This is a genomic window from Sphingobacterium multivorum (assembly GCF_039511225.1).
In the GTDB taxonomy this organism is placed as follows: domain Bacteria; phylum Bacteroidota; class Bacteroidia; order Sphingobacteriales; family Sphingobacteriaceae; genus Sphingobacterium.
On record NZ_CP154261.1, the window covers coordinates 3,739,427 to 3,756,889 of the forward strand.

14 protein-coding genes are annotated in these 17,463 nt (G+C 43.2%); 4 read left to right on the forward strand and 10 right to left on the reverse strand.

Annotation, left to right across the window (positions count from 1 at the left end; genetic code table 11):
* Positions 1 to 36 precede the first annotated feature (36 nt).
* The gene (locus tag AAH582_RS15685; RefSeq protein WP_046674513.1) at positions 37 to 1,116 is read right to left on the reverse strand and encodes a Glu/Leu/Phe/Val family dehydrogenase; all 1,080 of its coding nucleotides are present in this window, start codon (positions 1,114 to 1,116) and stop codon (positions 37 to 39) included.
* Positions 1,117 to 1,297: 181 nt separating this feature from the next.
* Between AAH582_RS15685 and AAH582_RS15690 the strand changes: the two genes are divergently transcribed.
* On the forward strand, positions 1,298 to 3,079 hold the full coding sequence (locus tag AAH582_RS15690; protein ID WP_343318552.1) for an ABC transporter ATP-binding protein: 1,782 nt from the start codon (positions 1,298 to 1,300) through the stop codon (positions 3,077 to 3,079).
* A 93-nt stretch (positions 3,080 to 3,172) separates the two neighbouring features.
* Positions 3,173 to 3,517, forward strand: coding sequence for a hypothetical protein (locus AAH582_RS15695; RefSeq protein ID WP_343318554.1), 345 nt, complete (start codon positions 3,173 to 3,175; stop codon positions 3,515 to 3,517).
* Between the two features lie 96 nt (positions 3,518 to 3,613).
* Here the strand turns inward: AAH582_RS15695 and AAH582_RS15700 are convergent, their stop codons facing one another.
* From AAH582_RS15700 to AAH582_RS15725, 6 genes are all read right to left on the reverse strand, one after another.
* Entirely contained in the window at positions 3,614 to 4,855 is a 1,242-nt protein-coding gene (locus tag AAH582_RS15700) for an MFS transporter (RefSeq protein WP_343318556.1), read from the reverse strand.
* A gap of 29 nt (positions 4,856 to 4,884) precedes the next feature.
* Entirely contained in the window at positions 4,885 to 5,976 is a 1,092-nt protein-coding gene (locus tag AAH582_RS15705) for a dipeptidase (RefSeq protein WP_343318558.1), read from the reverse strand.
* Position 5,977: 1 nt separating this feature from the next.
* Positions 5,978 to 7,084, reverse strand: a complete 1,107-nt coding sequence (locus AAH582_RS15710) for a D-TA family PLP-dependent enzyme (protein WP_343318560.1) — start codon at positions 7,082 to 7,084, stop codon at positions 5,978 to 5,980.
* A 10-nt stretch (positions 7,085 to 7,094) separates the two neighbouring features.
* Positions 7,095 to 7,559 (reverse strand): RidA family protein, encoded by a 465-nt coding sequence (locus AAH582_RS15715; protein ID WP_046674510.1) that lies wholly within the window; start codon positions 7,557 to 7,559, stop codon positions 7,095 to 7,097.
* A 30-nt stretch (positions 7,560 to 7,589) separates the two neighbouring features.
* Positions 7,590 to 8,918, reverse strand: coding sequence for a gluconate:H+ symporter (locus AAH582_RS15720; RefSeq protein ID WP_343318562.1), 1,329 nt, complete (start codon positions 8,916 to 8,918; stop codon positions 7,590 to 7,592).
* A gap of 305 nt (positions 8,919 to 9,223) precedes the next feature.
* The gene (locus tag AAH582_RS15725) at positions 9,224 to 10,690 is read right to left on the reverse strand and encodes an aminoacyl-histidine dipeptidase (protein ID WP_343318564.1); all 1,467 of its coding nucleotides are present in this window, start codon (positions 10,688 to 10,690) and stop codon (positions 9,224 to 9,226) included.
* A gap of 126 nt (positions 10,691 to 10,816) precedes the next feature.
* Between AAH582_RS15725 and AAH582_RS15730 the strand changes: the two genes are divergently transcribed.
* Positions 10,817 to 12,301 (forward strand): glycoside hydrolase family 130 protein, encoded by a 1,485-nt coding sequence (locus AAH582_RS15730; protein WP_046674508.1) that lies wholly within the window; start codon positions 10,817 to 10,819, stop codon positions 12,299 to 12,301.
* On the opposite strand, the gene AAH582_RS15735 is transcribed toward AAH582_RS15730, so the two are convergent.
* The gene (locus tag AAH582_RS15735; protein ID WP_343318567.1) at positions 12,273 to 14,594 is read right to left on the reverse strand and encodes a glycosyltransferase family 4 protein; all 2,322 of its coding nucleotides are present in this window, start codon (positions 14,592 to 14,594) and stop codon (positions 12,273 to 12,275) included. The two genes, AAH582_RS15730 and AAH582_RS15735, sit on opposite strands and share 29 nt — an antisense overlap.
* A 221-nt stretch (positions 14,595 to 14,815) precedes the next feature.
* Between AAH582_RS15735 and AAH582_RS15740 the strand changes: the two genes are divergently transcribed.
* A complete protein-coding gene (locus tag AAH582_RS15740; protein WP_343318568.1) occupies positions 14,816 to 15,406 on the forward strand; it encodes a sugar O-acetyltransferase in 591 nt (196 codons plus the stop codon).
* A gap of 41 nt (positions 15,407 to 15,447) precedes the next feature.
* On the opposite strand, the gene AAH582_RS15745 is transcribed toward AAH582_RS15740, so the two are convergent.
* Both AAH582_RS15745 and AAH582_RS15750 read right to left on the reverse strand, forming a co-directional pair.
* The gene (locus AAH582_RS15745; RefSeq protein ID WP_343318570.1) at positions 15,448 to 15,876 is read right to left on the reverse strand and encodes a GNAT family N-acetyltransferase; all 429 of its coding nucleotides are present in this window, start codon (positions 15,874 to 15,876) and stop codon (positions 15,448 to 15,450) included.
* A complete protein-coding gene (locus AAH582_RS15750; protein WP_343318571.1) occupies positions 15,860 to 17,383 on the reverse strand; it encodes an NAD(P)H-hydrate dehydratase in 1,524 nt (507 codons plus the stop codon). The genes AAH582_RS15745 and AAH582_RS15750 overlap by 17 nt, the downstream gene beginning before the upstream one ends.
* Between the last annotated feature and the right edge of the window lie 80 nt (positions 17,384 to 17,463).

Here is a 17,463-nt window from a genome sequence, read left to right on the forward strand (position 1 = left end):
ATAAAATAATAAGTAAGAACGATTTTGGGATGAAGACTATCGCTTGATTTTTTTAATATCTTGGATACGCTTCTCCGCGATGCGATTAGCCGCTTCAAAAGTTGAAATATTCTCTTCTTTTGATTTTTTCAAGACGTCTCTAGTCGCATTATAAATATTTTTGATCACAAATTCAGTGTGATCTACGCCGTAATTTTGAATTTCTGAATAACAGCCGATTAATGCACCAGCGTTGATCAAATAGTCCGGTGCGTATAATATACCTCTTTCATGCAGAATAGAACTTGTAACAAGCTCGTCTTTCAATTGATTATTGGCCGAACCGGCAATAATTTTGCATTGCATTTTCTGTGCGGATTCTGGATTTACCGTACCACCTAACGCACAGGGAGAATATACATCAAATTCGTGATCGAATACTTCATTGTAAGGTATTGGCTCAGCTTTGTACTTAGCCGCTACTTTCAGCATTTTTTCTTCCGTAATATCGCTGACATAAACACGTGCATTCTCTTCACGTAACATCGCGATCAAACGCTCCCCAACACCACCTACTCCATGTACAATAACTTTTTTACCCGCAACATTTTCCGACCCGTATAATTCCTTTAAACAGGCTTTTATACCAAAATAAACACCTTGCGCAGCAAAGATAGATGGATCACCGACACCGCTACCATGAATAGCCTTTGGTAAACCAGCAACGTGGTCAGTCTCGGTATAAATATGTTCTAAATCACGTTGTGTCGTACCTACGTCTAGTGAAGCAATGAAATTACCATTCAATCCTTCAATAAACTGGCCCAAACGGCGCAATAAAACCTCAGATTTGTCCAAACGGCTATTCCCAATAATAACAGCACTTCCCCCGCCTAAATTCAGCCCAGTGATGGCAGATTTATACGTAATGGCCTTGGATAAACGTAAAGCATCCTCAATAGCTTCTTCTGTACTTTCGTATGGTAACATACGAACTCCCCCTATCGCAGGCCCCAAGGTTGTATCATGGATCGCAACGATAGCTTTCAAGCCCACCAATTCATCATTACAGAAAAATAAGTTTTGATGGCCAGACTGGCTCATCAATTCAAAAATAGAATTTTGAGATGTTGACATAAAATGTACTACTCTAATTTGTTTTAATTTTTTAAGGTACTTGATGCAAAAGTAGGAAAATTATTCGTTGTGCATAATAACTTTTTTTATCCAAGACTTAACATTTGATTTCCGAATGACAGTAAATTCGCTCAAATCGTAAAGCATTTTGATGAATTAGTCCTACTTTTGTATTCGTAATATGAAGGATCTCGCCTACTTAAATAAGTACTTTTATAAATACCGCTGGAAACTGATTCCAGGGGTTATTTTCGTTATCATCTCCAACTATTTCGGGGTATTGCCTGCAAAGGTAATTCGCGAAGCATTTGATTTGGTACAGGAAAACATCTATCTATACCGTCTATTTGATGGTTTCGACAGACAGGAACTCATCTACCAGGTATTTGGCACCAGCCTCCTGTTTTTTGGCTTCGTCGTACTCCTACTTTCGCTGCTGCGGGGCATATTTTTATTCTTTATGCGTCAGACGATCATTTTAACCTCGCGTTATATTGAATACGATCTCAAAAATGAGATCTATAATCATTACCAAGATCTAAACTTTGGCTTCTTTCGGAAAAACAACACCGGAGATCTCATGAGCCGCGCGACCGAAGATGTCAATCAGGTACGGAATTACCTTGGACCTGCTATCATGTACGCGATCAATACCGTTGTGCTCTCTATCATGGTTATTTATGCGATGTATAGCGTTAACGGAAGACTGGCGACTTATGCATTGGCACCAATCCCCGTTCTATCGGTTATTATTTTATTTGTCAATAAGATCATTAATAAGCGTAGCTTAAAAATACAGCGACAACTGGCGAAACTTTCTTCCTTTGTCCAGGAGACTTTTGCGGGTATACGTGTCATCAAGACCTATATCAGAGAACAAAATAAAATGCAGGAATTTGAGAAGGAAAGTACCATTTATCGGAACACGGCTCTTGATCTCGTCAAAGTGCAGGCTGTTTTCTTTCCGCTTATTCTATTACTTATTGGACTTAGTACAGTAATTACCATTTATATTGGTGGAATCGAAGTTGCCAAAGGAACAGTGACTGCCGGAAATATCGCCGAGTTTATCATCTATGTCAACCAGTTGACTTTCCCTGCCATGTCTCTGGCCTGGGTTACGTCATTGGTGCAACGTGCTGCCGCGTCACAAAAACGGATTAACGAATTCCTTCAAACCGAATCTCCTATCGTTAACGGCACAGCTGCCAAGGAACTGGAGGGCGAAATCAAGGTTAATGGGATCTCGTTTACTTATCCGGAAACCGGCATTCAGGCGATAAAAAATATATCGTTCCAAATCCCGATCGGCAAAACACTTGCTATTATCGGAAAAACAGGATCCGGAAAATCTACGCTGGCCAATTTACTCCTTCGGATGTATGATATCGACAAAGGAAGTATCCACTATGACAATTTGGAAATTAAAAATCTTGATTTCAAAAGCTTACGCCAACAAGTTGGATTTGTCCCACAAGATGTTTTCCTATTTTCGGATACCATTGCCAATAATATAGGCTTTGGTTTAGACCACTTTACACAGGAACAAGTGGAACAGGCTGCCAAAGATGCCGCTGTATACGACAATATTATCGCTTTTGAAGATGGATTTGAAACCGCTGTTGGAGAACGTGGGATTACCCTCTCCGGGGGGCAAAAGCAACGGGTATCCATCGCACGCGCTTTAATTAAGGAACCCAAAGTATTGATTTTTGATGACTGTCTTTCAGCCGTGGATACAAAAACGGAAGAAACCATTCTCCGTTCGCTAAGCCGCATCATGAAAGGCAAGACCTGCATTTTTATTGCCCATCGCATCTCGACGATCAAGAATGCGGACCATATATTGGTGATGGATCAAGGGGAAATTGTAGAACAGGGTACACATGCCGAATTGATGGATAAAAGAGGTGAATATTTTGAACTCCATGAAAAGCAATTACTGGAAAGTGTGGAAGGATAATTTAAATATCCCTGAATTCAGCTAAAGGATGCAAGGGATATCTCTCCTAAATTTGCCTTAATTATTTAAGTCAAACATTTTACATTAAGGATCATGGAGAGAACCCCTATTCAGAAGGCGACGTCAAATGACGGAAAAACAATTGCTATTATTTCTTACTTAACCATCATCGGCCTTGTTGCAGCCATCATTATGAACAACAAGGAAAAGACTGCATTGGCGCAATTTCATATCCGACAAAGTATAGGTATCTCCGTAACAGGAATGGCCTTGGGGCTGTTACGTTTTGTTCCAGGTATTGGCGGAATTGTCCTTAGTATTGTTGGACTGCTCCTACTTATTGCTCTTGTACTTGGATTAATGTCCGCATTTGCCGGAGAGCGAAAACCCCTTCCTTTCATCGGTGAAAAATACCAGGAATGGTTTAATATGATATAATTGGACTATAAATGGCATGGAGCACCTCCCCGTCGAAGATGCTCCATGTTTTAATTTTTTCTGAATTGCCTATTTTCAATTGGCCAAAAAGCATCTTTAACGGGCTTTCATATCTGGCACCGCTTCCTCCTCTTTAAAAAACAGGGCAAATAGCACAAGACAAAAACCCGAAATACCTGCAGGAATAAACCAAAGATATTCCCAAAATTGAACAGCATAAGCTGTTTTTAGATAATCTGAAACAGCACCAGCAACCCAAAATCCGATCAACATCCCTACCCCATACATCGCAATGGTAATAAGCCCCTGTGCAGAAGCTTTGTATTTTTCACCGGCAATTCTATCGGTATAGATCTGACCGACTACGAACATAAAATCATAGCAGATGCCATGCAATAAAATTCCGAATAACAATAAAAATGAACATTCCTGTCCATTGCCGTAGGCAAAAAACAAATAGCGGAGTGCCCAGGCCGCAATCCCCAATAAAATCATCTTTTTATACCCTAAGCGTCTAAAGAAAAATGGAATCAACAACAGGCAGATCGCTTCGGAAAATTGCCCCAATGCCATTTTTGCTGTGGGATTCGGTATTCCAGCGTTGACCAAAAATGGGTTGGCATTTTGATAATAGAACGAAATAGGAATACAGATTACGATGGCTGTTACAAAAAAAATAAGAAAACTCCGCTGTTTGAGCAGCTTCAGTGCGTCCAAACCGATCGCCTTTCCAAAATCAAATTTTTCGTCCCTGAGTTTCACCTGCGGTGGGGTTTTGGGGAGGGCCAGACTAAACAATGCCAGTAACAACGAGCAAACCGCCCCCATAATAAAGGTGTTGTGCAGGGCACCTGCCTGTATCGATTCGGGCGCATCCCAACGGAACAAATAACTGATAACAAGTCCCGAACAGATCCAACCGATCGTTCCCCACACGCGGACCCCCGGAAAATACTTCTTCGCGTCTTCAATATGCCGGAATGCTATTCCATTGGATAAAGATAGCGAAGACATGTAAGCCATAAAATAGACAAATACATAGGGATAAAAATGTGTTGCATCCGGTGCCTGTGACATCCCGTAAAGCAGCCCAGCTCCAATGAGATGTAAAGCCGAAAGCACCCGCTCGGCATTAAAGTATCTGTCGGCAACAAAACCCACAAAAAAAGGAGCAAACACAGCACCAAGGGATTGTGTTGCAAAAATATTCGCTACCTCCATACCTGAGGCATTGAGCGATTTAATGAGGTATGTTCCCAAAGTAACAAACCAGGCCCCTTTGATAAAATACTCTAAAAACATCATCAGGGACAATTGTACGCGTAATACTGGTCTCATCTATTCAGTTGTGTTGGAAGTGTTCGTTTTTATTCGGGCAATACATCGCGCATAAAATTAAGCCAGTTCTTGCTGGCAATCTTTTCAAGATTACTCTTATTATACCCTCTTTTTGACAGGATACCAAAGACTTTTTGGATATCGGCAATCGTTTCCAGATCATAAGGACACTGCTCACGGCCAAATGCTCCATCTAAATCGCTCCCCACGCCGACATGATCGACATTTCCTGCCAATTGACAAATATGATCAATATTGTTGGCCATGATTTCCATGGAGCAATTGCTTGTTTTAGGGTCGGATACACCGCGGACCCAATTCGGTACCATCATCCAAGCATCGAGCGCTACACCGATCACTGCTTTTTTCGCAACAAGAGTCTTGATCATTTCGTCACTGAACTGCCTATTATGGTCGACAAACTTGCGACAATTATTATGGCTTGCCCAAATGGCACCGTTATAACGTCCAACAGCGTCCCAAAACGCATCATCATTGAGGTGTGTTGCGTCCAATATCATCCCCAATCGCTCCATCTCCCGCAACAATAGGACACCCTGTTCATTAAGCTTGCCCGATGAGTCTGTCCCGTTGGCATATCGCCCCGGTCCGTAATGCGCTGGTCCGACAGCTCTCAAACCATAGTTATAAGCTGTTTCAAGATAACTGATATTCACCAGCGAATCGGCACCTTCCAGACTCAACAGATATCCGATTGGCTTATCTACATGATCGCTTCCATCCGACCAAAGTGCCATATGTCGATCCAAATCAGCCTTTGTACAAATCATTTTCATTTGCCCATCGGCTTCCATTGCCTTATACCACGCAAGCTGTCCCTGCGTTTGCGCCCATGCTTGTTCTGCCGAATACCAACCCGGCAAGGAACTTTCGGGTTTTACGAATCGGGCAATTTGGGTCGCCACGACCAAACCAATACGGCCACGACGCAATTCGTCAAAGGTGACTGTTGCCTTACCGCGATCGGGCTTGTCATTCATCCCCTTTTCTCGACGGTTCAGTTCAGTAATCGGCAACCGAAGATCCCGATTCCATTCCATGGCATTCATACTCAAATCCAAATGTGCATCGACCAAAAATGGCATTTCAAATTCGTACATATCAATAATTTATCTTTTTATTTCGCGCATAGACAGTCCACGTTTGATCTGCCTGCCGTTCATGGACAACTTGAAGTTCGCCATAACAGGCTACGGTAGGGCAGATATGCCGGGGTACAGCATACAAAGCCTCTCCCAGGTTAAACTGTGTACTATCTGTCACCTCGACAACCAGATGTTCTTCACTCTGCATTTTTATGTCGCCAATACGTGGATCGAAAAACTTGACGCGAGGCTGCGGCGATTCACATGCAACGGATTTATACCCTAGGTCCAAGCACAGGTGTTTGTGATCAACAATAGAAACGACACGCGTTAGAAGTACCGCGGCTAGCATAAAATCTTGTTCTGCATAATTTTCGGCATAGCCAAAATCCCAAAACACAAAGGTTCCAGGGCTGCATTCTACATCGCTTCGTTCGGCATGAAAAGGGAAACTCGGTGAACCGCCAATCACTTTAGTCAATGGTTTAGAGGTAGACGCCTGTGCCATCAGATAGGCCGTTTCAAGTATACCGTATGCATGTTGGCATTGTTTTTCGCGAAGCTGATAATCCTTATCATGGATATGACCGTCATAGCCATGCACACCGACCAACTGAATACCATTCATGAGATTGATATCCATAACGAGACGCTCAATCCCTTCTAAAGCTATCCCTGTACGTCCCATCCCAATATTAACATCCAGATAAACAGCGCTTCGTAAACCTTTCGACAGACTCCGCGCTGAAATTTCCTCTGCTGCATCGACATGATCCACAAGACAGGCAAAATGTGTTTGGGGAAAGGCGCTTACCAGATTCAGGAAACGATCTATCTTTGGCCCTACGGGCTGGTACGCCAGCAAAACATCTTTTGCACCGATAACACCCAATAGCTCTGCTTCTGCAATGGTTGCACACTTAAACTTTGTAATCCCCCTATCCATCATCAGCTGGCATACTTCACGACACTTGTTCGTTTTGATATGCGGCCGCAATCGGTCCGCCCGCCCATGCACAATGTGTAAAGCGCGGTCTATGTTCTTGACAATGCGATCAGGGTAGACCAGCAAGGCCGGCGAATCGACTTGATCGACATTTTGTATGTGACACCAAGTTTCCATACCATTCGGATTAATATAACTCAAATAATGCTTCGATTTCGACCGGAATATTATCGGGCAAAGAACCGAACCCCACTGCACTGCGTGTTCCAATACCATTCTCTTCTCCCCAAACCGCAGCAAATAGTTCACTACAGCCATTAATTACACCGGGGTGATAAAGAAAATCGGAGGTACAGTTGACCATACCCAATACTTTGATGACACGTTTGATCTTGTTCAAGGACCCCAAGTTGGTTTTAATGGTCGACAGCATGGTCAGACCGACCTGACGTGCGGCAAGTTTGCCTTCTTCCGGGCTGATATCACTTCCAATTCGACCAATAATCAATGTGGCATCATCTTGTACAGGACCATGACCAGAAAGATACAGGTACTTCCCGTCAATGACGTATGGTTTATAAACACCTTTAGGTGCCGGCGCTGGTGGTAATGTCAAACCTAATTTTTCGAATTGTTCATCTGCGTTGTACATCTTTAACGATTTTAAAGTTTAAAATAATAGCTAATATAAAATTAATTGCAATAGTAAAACAGCAAGCAGCCCAACAATGGAAACAATCGCCTCCATGATAGACCAGGAGAATAAGGTATCCTTTACGCTCAGGCCAAAGTACTCTTTAAATAGCCAAAATCCGGCATCATTGACATGCGAAAACATCAGACTTCCGGCTCCTATCGCGAGTACCATGAGATTGGGATCCGCTTTTCCTCCGGTAACAATAGGGAGCAGGACACCCGCTGCTGTCAGGGCTGCTACTGTGGCCGAGCCGACACAACCTCTGATAACCGCTGTAATTAACCAAGCCAACAGTAACGGTGAAATGGGAAGCTGCTGCAAGGTGTTGGCCAAAAGCAGGCTGACCCCACTGTCTTCCATCACTTGTTTAAAGATTCCCGAGCCAGCAATAATCAACAGGATCATGGCAATATCTTTCACAGCAGACTCATAGATTGTCATCACATTGGTCATCGATCGGCCCAATTTCAATCCTAAGAAATAGGTTGCTACACTGAGCGCGATAACCATAACAACGGTGGGGTTGCCGACAAACTTAACCCCCTGCTGCAGCACTATATTACTTGTATGAAAGCTATAAGGAAGCAATGTAAATAGGACAATGAGTAATACCGGCAGCAGGGCTACAGCCAAACTTACCCCAACTGTCGGGCGCAGATACTGTGCTGATTCCGAGCGATCTTGATCCCGAAAAATTGATTCCTGACTTGCCCGTATGTTTTTCAGGTATCTTCCAAAAATAGGCCCACCCAAAACAATAGCAGGTATGGCAATCAAAAGACCATAAATAAGTGTCAATCCCATATCGGCATGAAACAGGGCAACAAGAGCAACGGGAGAAGGATGTGGTGGAATAAAGCCATGCGTTACAGACAGGGCTGCCAGCATCGGCAATCCAATATACACTGCCGGCAACCTATACCGGTAGGAAATCGAAAAGATCAAGGGGACTAATAAGACAAATCCGATTCCGTAAAATAACGGTATACCAACGATAAAACCCGTCAACATAAGTCCCCATTGAAGGTATCGCTCTCCCATTAAGCGGACCATTTGCTCAGCAATAATCTCTGCGGCCCCACTTTCAGCTACAATTTTTCCCAACATTGCGCCCAAAACAATGATCAACGTTAGGCTCCCCATAACACCGGCAACACCTTTTTCAACGGTGCCCACCAATTGTGCCGGTGGAATTCCCAAACAAAGTCCACTGAGTAAGGAAACAGCTAAAAAAGCGAGAAAGGCATTGATCTTAAAATAAGTTATGCAGAGGATAAGCAAACAAATGCTGATTACAATGAGGATTATAGTCATTATATCATGATTAGGTTTTCCCTCAATTTGAGAGCTTGTATAAAATTTGGTCTATTAAATCATTTTTTCATCCTGAAAGTAAGGATATTTTTCATTTTTTGCAAGAAAAACGTAAAAATGATGTAAACAAAAACGGGTACGGCTCACGCCATACCCGTTTTTGCTTGCTTGCTTGCTTGCTTGCTTGCTTGCTTGCTTGCTTGCTTGCTTGCTTGCTTGCTTGCTTGCTTGCTTGCTTGCTTGCCTATGAATTTTGGTTTCATGGCCTGTTGTTCAAAAATAATGCAACCGTGTGCTGTTGCGACTTATTTTTTGGGGATTTCTTTGAGAATGTCAAGCACAAAATTCCAAAACTTCTGCACCGAAGAAATGGAGACACGTTCTGCCGGCGAGTGCGCCCCTAAGATAGTTGGTCCAAAAGAAATCATATCCATTGCCGGATAGTTTGTCCCCAAGATACCGCACTCGAGTCCGGCATGGCAAGCCACCACTTCCGGAGCTTCGCCATGTTGTCTCGTGTAAATTGATTTGAGCACTTCTAAAATTTCAGAATTCGGATTAGGAGCCCATCCGGGATAATTGCCCGAAAAATCGACCGTAAAACCGCCCAGTTCAAATGCTGCTTGTAACGATTGGGCTAAATCAAATTTAGAGGTTTCAACAGAAGATCTGGTTAGACATTTGATGGAAACCTTTTCCCCGCCTACTTCTACTTTAGCAATATTATTGGAGGTTTCTACCAAGTCTTCAAAATCGGCACTCACACGATATACACCATTTAAGGCTGCATACACGCTATTGATTAAGTTTTCCTGCACGTTTACGGGAACGACTGTTGCATAAGCAGCATCAGTCTGCTTCACCACAATTTCCATAGCCGGTTCCGTCGTTGCAAATTCCAATTTAATATCCTGAGCCAATTGTGTTAGCTGCTGAACAAAGTCAGTTGCTTTATCCTTAACCACCACCACCTTGGCGACGCTTTCTCTCGGGATGGCATTGCGGAGGCTTCCACCCAATAACGACGCAATACGCAATCCAAAACGTTCATAGCCTCTATAGAGCAGGCGGTTCATTACCTTATTGGCATTGGCAAAACCTTTATGAATATCCATCCCAGAGTGCCCCCCATGGAGTCCTTTTACGGTAATTTCAAAAGATAGCATATCAAAAGGACAAGGTTCTGCGCTATAGGACTGCGTTGCCGTTACATCAATCCCACCAGCACAGCCAATATCAATTTCAGTATCATTCTCTGTATCCAGATTTAACAGGATTTCGCCCGAAAGTAACCCACCCTTTAATCCTAAGGCACCGGTCATCCCAGTCTCTTCGTCAATGGTAAACAAGGCTTCGATAGCGGGATGTACAATAACGGATGACTCTAGAATCGACATGATTGTCGCCACGCCAAGACCATTATCTGCCCCCAAAGTGGTACCTTCCGCCTTTACCCAATCAGCATCGACATACATCTTAATCCCTTCGTTATCGAAGTCAAAAACAGTATCGTTATTTTTTTGATGCACCATATCCAAATGCGACTGCAATACAATCGTTTTACGGTCCTCCATGCCCGAAGTAGCAGGCTTTTTGATAAGTACATTTCCAACTTCATCCACACTCGTTGCTAAACCCAGGGATTTTCCAAAGTCCACCATAAAAGCAATTACGCGCGCTTCTTTTTTGGAAGCCCTCGGCACCGCATTCAATGCCGCGAAATTTTTCCAGATTGCTTTTGGTTCTAACTGATCTAAACTATTATCAATCATATCTATAATTTTTCCTTGGCCAAAGTTACTCGATTTTTATCAGATATCCGTTGATTATTGCCGGGGAATAAAACAAAAGACAATCGCTGATCGTTCTAATAAATGTGTAAACATGAACATAAAATTATGCATAAACCAGTACAAGTTGAACGAAAGGATATTTACTTTAAACCGGATAAGAAAAGAGTTCTCGCACGTTTTTTTTTCCTTGGCGATGACCGTACAATAAAAATTATCAGGCGCATTTTATCCCTTAACGAGTCGGAACGGAAAGAAGTCTTTGGACAGGTCTTACGAAGCTATACGAAAAGACATCGTAGCATTGCCCATATCTTTGAACGAAATTTTGACCGGGTAAGCCATCTTTTGGAGAAGATTCCATTTTCAAAAGAAAAGCTCAGTCATATTGACAAGTTGCTGATCGGCTCTTACTTCACCATGGAATATTCCATTGAATCGGCTGCGTTGTTTAATCCATCCATTATCGAACATCCGGACCAGACCGAATTATTCAAAGGTGAAAAACGGGTTATTTTAAGCTTCAGAGCCACCGGAGAAGGTCATGTCTCTTCGATCGTTTTTCGTTCGGGCACCTTGGACGTCGACAATAATATCCATATCGATTATATCGGTAATCTGCTAGATAAACCCATGCAGGTAAAAAATCACCGGTATCACAAGGAGTCGTTCTTGAAGAAGATGAATGAGCTGCATGCTGACCCCACCGAAGTCAAGTCCAAACTGGAAGAGAAGCTAACGGAGACATTTACCTATGAGGAACTCAAGCGGTACATCGATGAAGTGCGGCGGGAGAGTGAAGAGAATCTTGAAAATGTTACATTTTTACAACAGGCACTATGGCTTGCATCCTCGCATTATGAAATGACTTTTTCATTGGACACATCCATTTCGGAACGCGTGATATTTCCGCTCGCCGACACAGAAAAAAGAGGAATTGAAGACGCCCGTTTTGTCCAGTTCAAAACTGAGAAGAATGAGAGCATCTATTATGCTACCTACACAGCCTACGACGGATTTAGTATCCTTCCTAAACTGCTCACCACAAAAGATTTTTATCATTTTAAGGTGAAACCCATCTATGGTGAAATTGCCAATAAAGGTGCGGCACTATTTCCAAGAAAAATAAATGGACGCTACGCCATGCTCTGTCGCATTGACGGTGAAAACAATTACATTGCTTACTCCAACAATATCAACATATGGCAGGAAACGGCAATCCGCATTCAAGAACCTGAATATCCCTACGAATTTGTCCAGATCGGCAATTGCGGCTCACCGATTGAAACTCAATATGGCTGGCTGATCCTGACCCATGCCGTGGGCCCGATGCGTGAGTATGTGTTGGGGGCCTCCCTTCTGGACCTGGACAACCCCCATATTGAAATTGGACGCCTACATAGTCCGTTGATGACCCCAAACGATGAAGAACGGGAAGGCTATGTACCAAACGTCATTTATTCCTGCGGTGCTCTGGTCCACAATGAACACCTTATTTTACCGTATGCAATGTCTGATTATGAGTCGACTTATGCCACCATCAAGCTTGAAGACTTATTGCTGGCTATCTTGAATCCTGATCGCTATCATTAAAGGCACGAGAAACCACAATATAAGCCAAATAGAAACAGAGGGTGCTTTCAGCCCCTTGGTTTCTATTGATGCCATAAGACTCCAGTCCATCACAGCAACCTTTGGTTTCCTCATCGTAGAGTCCGAGCCTAAGATCATTCTCGCCCAAAAACCAACGGAATGAGGCTATCATTCGGGTAAAATAAACCTTTTTATTCGTCAGTCGAAAAGCTTCGCGATACATAAATACCATGGCTGTGACATCGAGCGGCTGCTGGCCAAACTTACTGACATGCTTGCCCTGCTTGGCCCATTCCTGGTTTCCCACCAACGAAAGCGCACCATTTTGGATCGTAATGCTTTCGAGAAACTTTAATGTCGTTAGCCCCAATTGTTTTATTGTCTCATCATTTAAAAAAGGATAAGCTGTCAAAAACGCATAAGGTAATATTGCATTATCATACGCCAATACGGATTCAAACCATTGCCAGTGTTCATCTGAACTCGCTTCGTATTCCCGCACGAGTTTGCCAATAAGCGTCCGCATCAGCTCTATCATGACCTCGTCATTGGATTGATGATGCAAATATTCCGCAATTCCCAACACAGTATACGCTATCGCCCGATTGGAGCGCAACTGACCGAAATTCGGCACAGCTCTAAAAAATAACTCGTGCCCCAATTGATAATAACTCGTTAATTTAGTTTTACGAAGAAGCACCCCCAGGGCCCATATCGTTCGTCCAAAGGAATCCTCCGAACCGACTTCATCCAAGAAGTTATGCTGGAAATCCATAAAATTATGAAAAAGACCGTCCTCGCGCTGATGATAATAAATATAACTCAGGTAGGTGGAAATACGACGGTCTAATTTCTTATCAGCAAAATCATCCTGGGCTAATAAAGCAAGTAAAAGTGCCCTCGCATTATCGTCGAGACAGTAGCCTTCTTTATAATTGGGCAAGGAATAGGTTGCATGCTGTAAGATACCGACTTGATTAGTCAGTCTATCAATATGCTTCCAGCTGAATTTGGGCATCTCATCTTTACTAAATCCAGCGTTTTCTTTAAGACCATCGTAAGTCGGAATGATTTTATCTAAAATCCGCGTATACCGAAGGCCGATGTTTTTCCAGGTGATCTCTTTTCCAAAGGCCTTTGCATTGTCGCGCAAAGTGGTGCGGTAATCCAAATTTGAAAACAGATTTCTAAGCACTTCGGCCATCTTGGCTGAATTTTTAAATTCGACCAATACTCCTCTGCCGTCAGCCAGCAGTTCCTTGGCGTGCCAGTAAGGCGTAGACACCACCGCAGCTCCGGCGCCAATAGCGTAAGATAACGTTCCACTGGTAATCTGCGCCTCATTAACATAAGGGGTGACGTAAACATCACAGGCACATAAATACTCCACCAGATCGGCCTGGCTTACAAAGGAATTAACAAATTGTACGTGCTCCTGCAACTGATAAGCTTCCACGAGACTGCCTAGATACTCCCGATACTCCTCTCCCGAATGCGCCAACACATTAGGGTGTGTTTTGCCAACGACGAGGTACAAAAGATCTGGTTCATCTTTAACGACTTCAGGTAGGGATTCAATCACCATTTCGATGCCCTTGTTGCGCCCCAGGAAACCAAATGTCAATAACACTTTCTTGCCAGAAAGACCTTTTTTAAGCTTTGCAAGTTCATGTTCCAAGGTAAACTCGGGCACACCATGGTGTATCAGTCTAACTTTTGTGGTATTGACCCTATAAATGGATTTGAGTAAAGTAACCGCATAATTACTCATGACGATTACAATCGAAGCTCTTTTTACAATTTCAATGAGAATAGCCTTTTCATCGACATTCGGCTTCTCAAGAATGGTATGAAAATTAACTAACAATGGAATATGCAATGCGTTAATCAACGATAAGATATATATCCCACTATTACCACCGAAGATGCCATATTCGTGCTCCAATATCACACAGTCATAGCCATGTTCATTAATATAGTTGGCCGCTTCAATATAGGACAATTGATCATACTGGTCTATTTTAAAGACAACTTCACTGGGATAATCATAGTCCCGATCAGCGACAGCAAAAACATGCTGTGTTAATTCCTGATTATGCAGCGCAACAGCATGCAACAAATCCGATGTAAAAGTGGCGATGCCACATTCTTTGGGCAAGTAAGTACTTATATAAGCGATCTTCATTGAAATAATAATTTTGAATACAGCTACGACGAAGGCAGTAGCATACGTGTGTCCATTATCTAAATGCTTTTCGAACGAAAATTGTTTGTCACAACTGCATGAATTCATTAGAAATCTGTTTTTTCGCGTGGAGATCCACTAAGAAGATCCACCGCCGTATTGCGCGTTAAGAGGCTATAACACGGGGATTTGTCACAAATCCCATGTCATCAAACAGATATGGATTGACGATCAAAATAGTTGACCAGAAGCATTGATTGATGGCGCTAGGTTTGTATTGCATTTAAAGATCAATTTATCTAAGTTTGCCACAGACAAAGCTATACGGAATGAAATCACCAAAAGAGAAAATGATTGCCGGCCTTCCCTACATCGATTCGGATGGGCAATTATTTAAGGATAGGCAATACGCCAAAGAAGAGCTCAAGCGATTTAACGATTCGGAACCCAAACAAATCAAATTTAGAAAGCAGATCATCCAGAAACTGTTTAAAGCAACTGGAAATCGATTTTTTCTTGAACCGCCCTTCCGTTGTGATTACGGTTATCATATTACCATCGGTGAAAACTTTTACAGCAATTATAATTGTACAATTTTAGATGGCGCACCGGTTACCATCGGTGAAAATGTGTTATTTGGTCCGAATGTAAGCCTCTTTACAGCTGGTCATCCACTCCATTTTGAAGCAAGAAATCAAGGTTGGGAGTTTGCTTTACCTATTGTTATCGAAGATAATGTATGGATTGGTGGGCATGTTGTGGTCAACCCCGGCGTGCGAATCGGGAAAAATTCAGTCATTGGTTCGGGATCGGTCGTCACAAAAGATATTCCGGCAGACGTCGTCGCTGCAGGTAATCCCTGCCGGATAATACGTAACATTACAGCTGCAGATCGGATCATTTACGCTGAAAATCAGTAAGGATCACAGGGAGCAGCACCGGTTTGCAACCATAACCTACCTCATGGCTCATTGTCGGGCATGAGATCATTGGTTAGCGGCAATGAATACGTGATCATGAGCTCCTCCTTTTGTTTTAAGGGAACAAAACCATTACTTTCCCAAAAATGCTGCTGTGCAAAGGGCACTTCGGCTTGGAGCATTTTACCACCGAACGTATCGATAAATAGTCGCGCATATTGCAATAACGCGGTCCCTACCCCCTTCAATCTAACCTGTGGGGCGACAGCCAGAAAATGAATTGAATAGTTATCCCCTGAAGAAATTAGGCTGAGTACGCCAACAACTTCATTTCCGTCGTAGGCCGCAAAATGCGTCGCTTCAAAGTCGCCCTCCAACATCACTTCTCCGAGCTTGCCCCCGGGAGAGAAAACATCTTTTCGCAGTTTCCATGTTCGGGCAGCAAAAACTTGTTCAATGTACAAATCCATTATCGTCCTGTTCTAATGCGATCAAAGCGTCGGAAAGATGATTAATGGTATCCGAAGGCAACAAGGAATAGGTGCCGATCGTCTTTACCGCAATATCTGCCGCGTGCCCATGAATATATACCCCCATAATTAAGGCCTCTTTGGAAGAATACCCCTGTCCAAGCAGGGAGGTAATAATCCCTGTCAGTATATCGCCACTGCCTCCTGTCGCCATGCCCACGTTGCCTGTACTATTGAAGTACACGAGTCCATCAGGCATCACCATAGCACTGTTAGCCCCTTTTATTAACACGTAAAACTGATATTTACGTGCAAAGACTTTCACTTTCTCGATCTTTTCAAAATCATCCTGCCATGTTCCCAATATCCGGCTAAGTTCTTTTGGATGAGGAGTCAATATACTGTGGGCCGGAACGAAAGACCACAACTCCGGTTCGCGGGCAAGAATGTTCAACGCATCAGCATCCAATACCAAAGGAGTATCATCGATACCAGAAACGAATACCTTTAGGGCATCAATTGTATATTGCGCTGTTCCCATACCAATCCCAATACCGATAGACTGATAGCTGGCGACGGTAGGGAATTGGCTAATAAAATCTTGCTCGGGATCTGTTATCACCATCGCTTCGGGCACAGTGCTCTGTAAGATGGGATTGCCAGAGGCGGGTACATAAGCAGACGCTAAGCCGCATCCGGCGCGAAGGGCCGCCTTTAGTGCAAGCTGTACGGCCCCCATTTTACCTTTACTTCCGCCAATAATCAGGGTATGACCAAATGTTCCCTTATGATCAAATTTCCTTCGCGTTCGGTAAAAGGACCTCACAAGTGCCTGGTCGACATAAAAAAGATTGCTTTTAGCCGCTTCAATTGCCCGCTGACTTAGCTCGATATCCAACACCTTAAAGTCTTTTACATACCATTGGTTTTCGGGCAGCAGCAAGGCCTGTTTGGGTGACTGAAAGGTAAAAACCAAATCTGCCCGAATAATGGGAGCATCTGCAGCAGTCGTTTCGTCCGCCAAAAGTCCAGAAGGCATATCCACGGAATAGATCCTTGCACCACATCCATTTATACTGGAAATAATACCGTTCCAAGCAGCTGTTAGTACTGTCTTTAGCCCATAACCAAACAAGCAGTCCAATACGATCACCTGGGAAGGGATATCAATCCGATCTTCAGGACTGATCTTTTGGATCATGGAATTGGGTAAACGCTTCTGATTGAAAAGGTTGTCTGGCGAGTACTCTTTCACATCAATCAAATAGACCTTGACTTCGGCCTGCTGCTGATCCAACAAGCGGGCGAGCACCAAACCGTCACCGCCATTGTTTCCTTTGCCGCAAAAAATGTAAAAGGTACTGCACTCCAATCGGGGATAAAGTTTTTTTATCTCCTCGAAAACGACTGTTGCCGCACGTTCCATGAGATCAAGGCTGCTGATTTTCTGATCTCTTAGGGTTTCGATATCAAGGTTATTCATCTGCTGAGCGGAAAGTATCTTCATGTCGTTGCTATTTTTATTGAAAGTACCTATTCTCAGGGTCAATTAAAAATTTCCGTACATTTTGAGTACCCGATCGGGAT

What these genes read in the sequence shown, in the direction of transcription:
- AAH582_RS15750 (WP_343318571.1), bottom strand. Translation starts at nt 17,383, where the DNA reads ATGAAGATACTTTCCGCTCAGCAGATGAATAACCTTGATATCGAAACC.
- AAH582_RS15730 (WP_046674508.1), top strand. Translation starts at nt 10,817, where the DNA reads ATGCATAAACCAGTACAAGTTGAACGAAAGGATATTTACTTTAAACCG.
- AAH582_RS15720 (WP_343318562.1), bottom strand. Translation starts at nt 8,918, where the DNA reads ATGACTATAATCCTCATTGTAATCAGCATTTGTTTGCTTATCCTCTGC.
- AAH582_RS15690 (WP_343318552.1), top strand. Translation starts at nt 1,298, where the DNA reads ATGAAGGATCTCGCCTACTTAAATAAGTACTTTTATAAATACCGCTGG.
- AAH582_RS15705 (WP_343318558.1), bottom strand. Translation starts at nt 5,976, where the DNA reads ATGTACGAATTTGAAATGCCATTTTTGGTCGATGCACATTTGGATTTG.
- AAH582_RS15725 (WP_343318564.1), bottom strand. Translation starts at nt 10,690, where the DNA reads ATGATTGATAATAGTTTAGATCAGTTAGAACCAAAAGCAATCTGGAAA.
- AAH582_RS15715 (WP_046674510.1), bottom strand. Translation starts at nt 7,559, where the DNA reads ATGTACAACGCAGATGAACAATTCGAAAAATTAGGTTTGACATTACCA.
- AAH582_RS15710 (WP_343318560.1), bottom strand. Translation starts at nt 7,084, where the DNA reads ATGGAAACTTGGTGTCACATACAAAATGTCGATCAAGTCGATTCGCCG.
- AAH582_RS15700 (WP_343318556.1), bottom strand. Translation starts at nt 4,855, where the DNA reads ATGAGACCAGTATTACGCGTACAATTGTCCCTGATGATGTTTTTAGAG.
- AAH582_RS15740 (WP_343318568.1), top strand. Translation starts at nt 14,816, where the DNA reads ATGAAATCACCAAAAGAGAAAATGATTGCCGGCCTTCCCTACATCGAT.
- AAH582_RS15735 (WP_343318567.1), bottom strand. Translation starts at nt 14,594, where the DNA reads ATGAATTCATGCAGTTGTGACAAACAATTTTCGTTCGAAAAGCATTTA.
- AAH582_RS15685 (WP_046674513.1), bottom strand. Translation starts at nt 1,116, where the DNA reads ATGTCAACATCTCAAAATTCTATTTTTGAATTGATGAGCCAGTCTGGC.
- AAH582_RS15745 (WP_343318570.1), bottom strand. Translation starts at nt 15,876, where the DNA reads ATGGATTTGTACATTGAACAAGTTTTTGCTGCCCGAACATGGAAACTG.
- AAH582_RS15695 (WP_343318554.1), top strand. Translation starts at nt 3,173, where the DNA reads ATGGAGAGAACCCCTATTCAGAAGGCGACGTCAAATGACGGAAAAACA.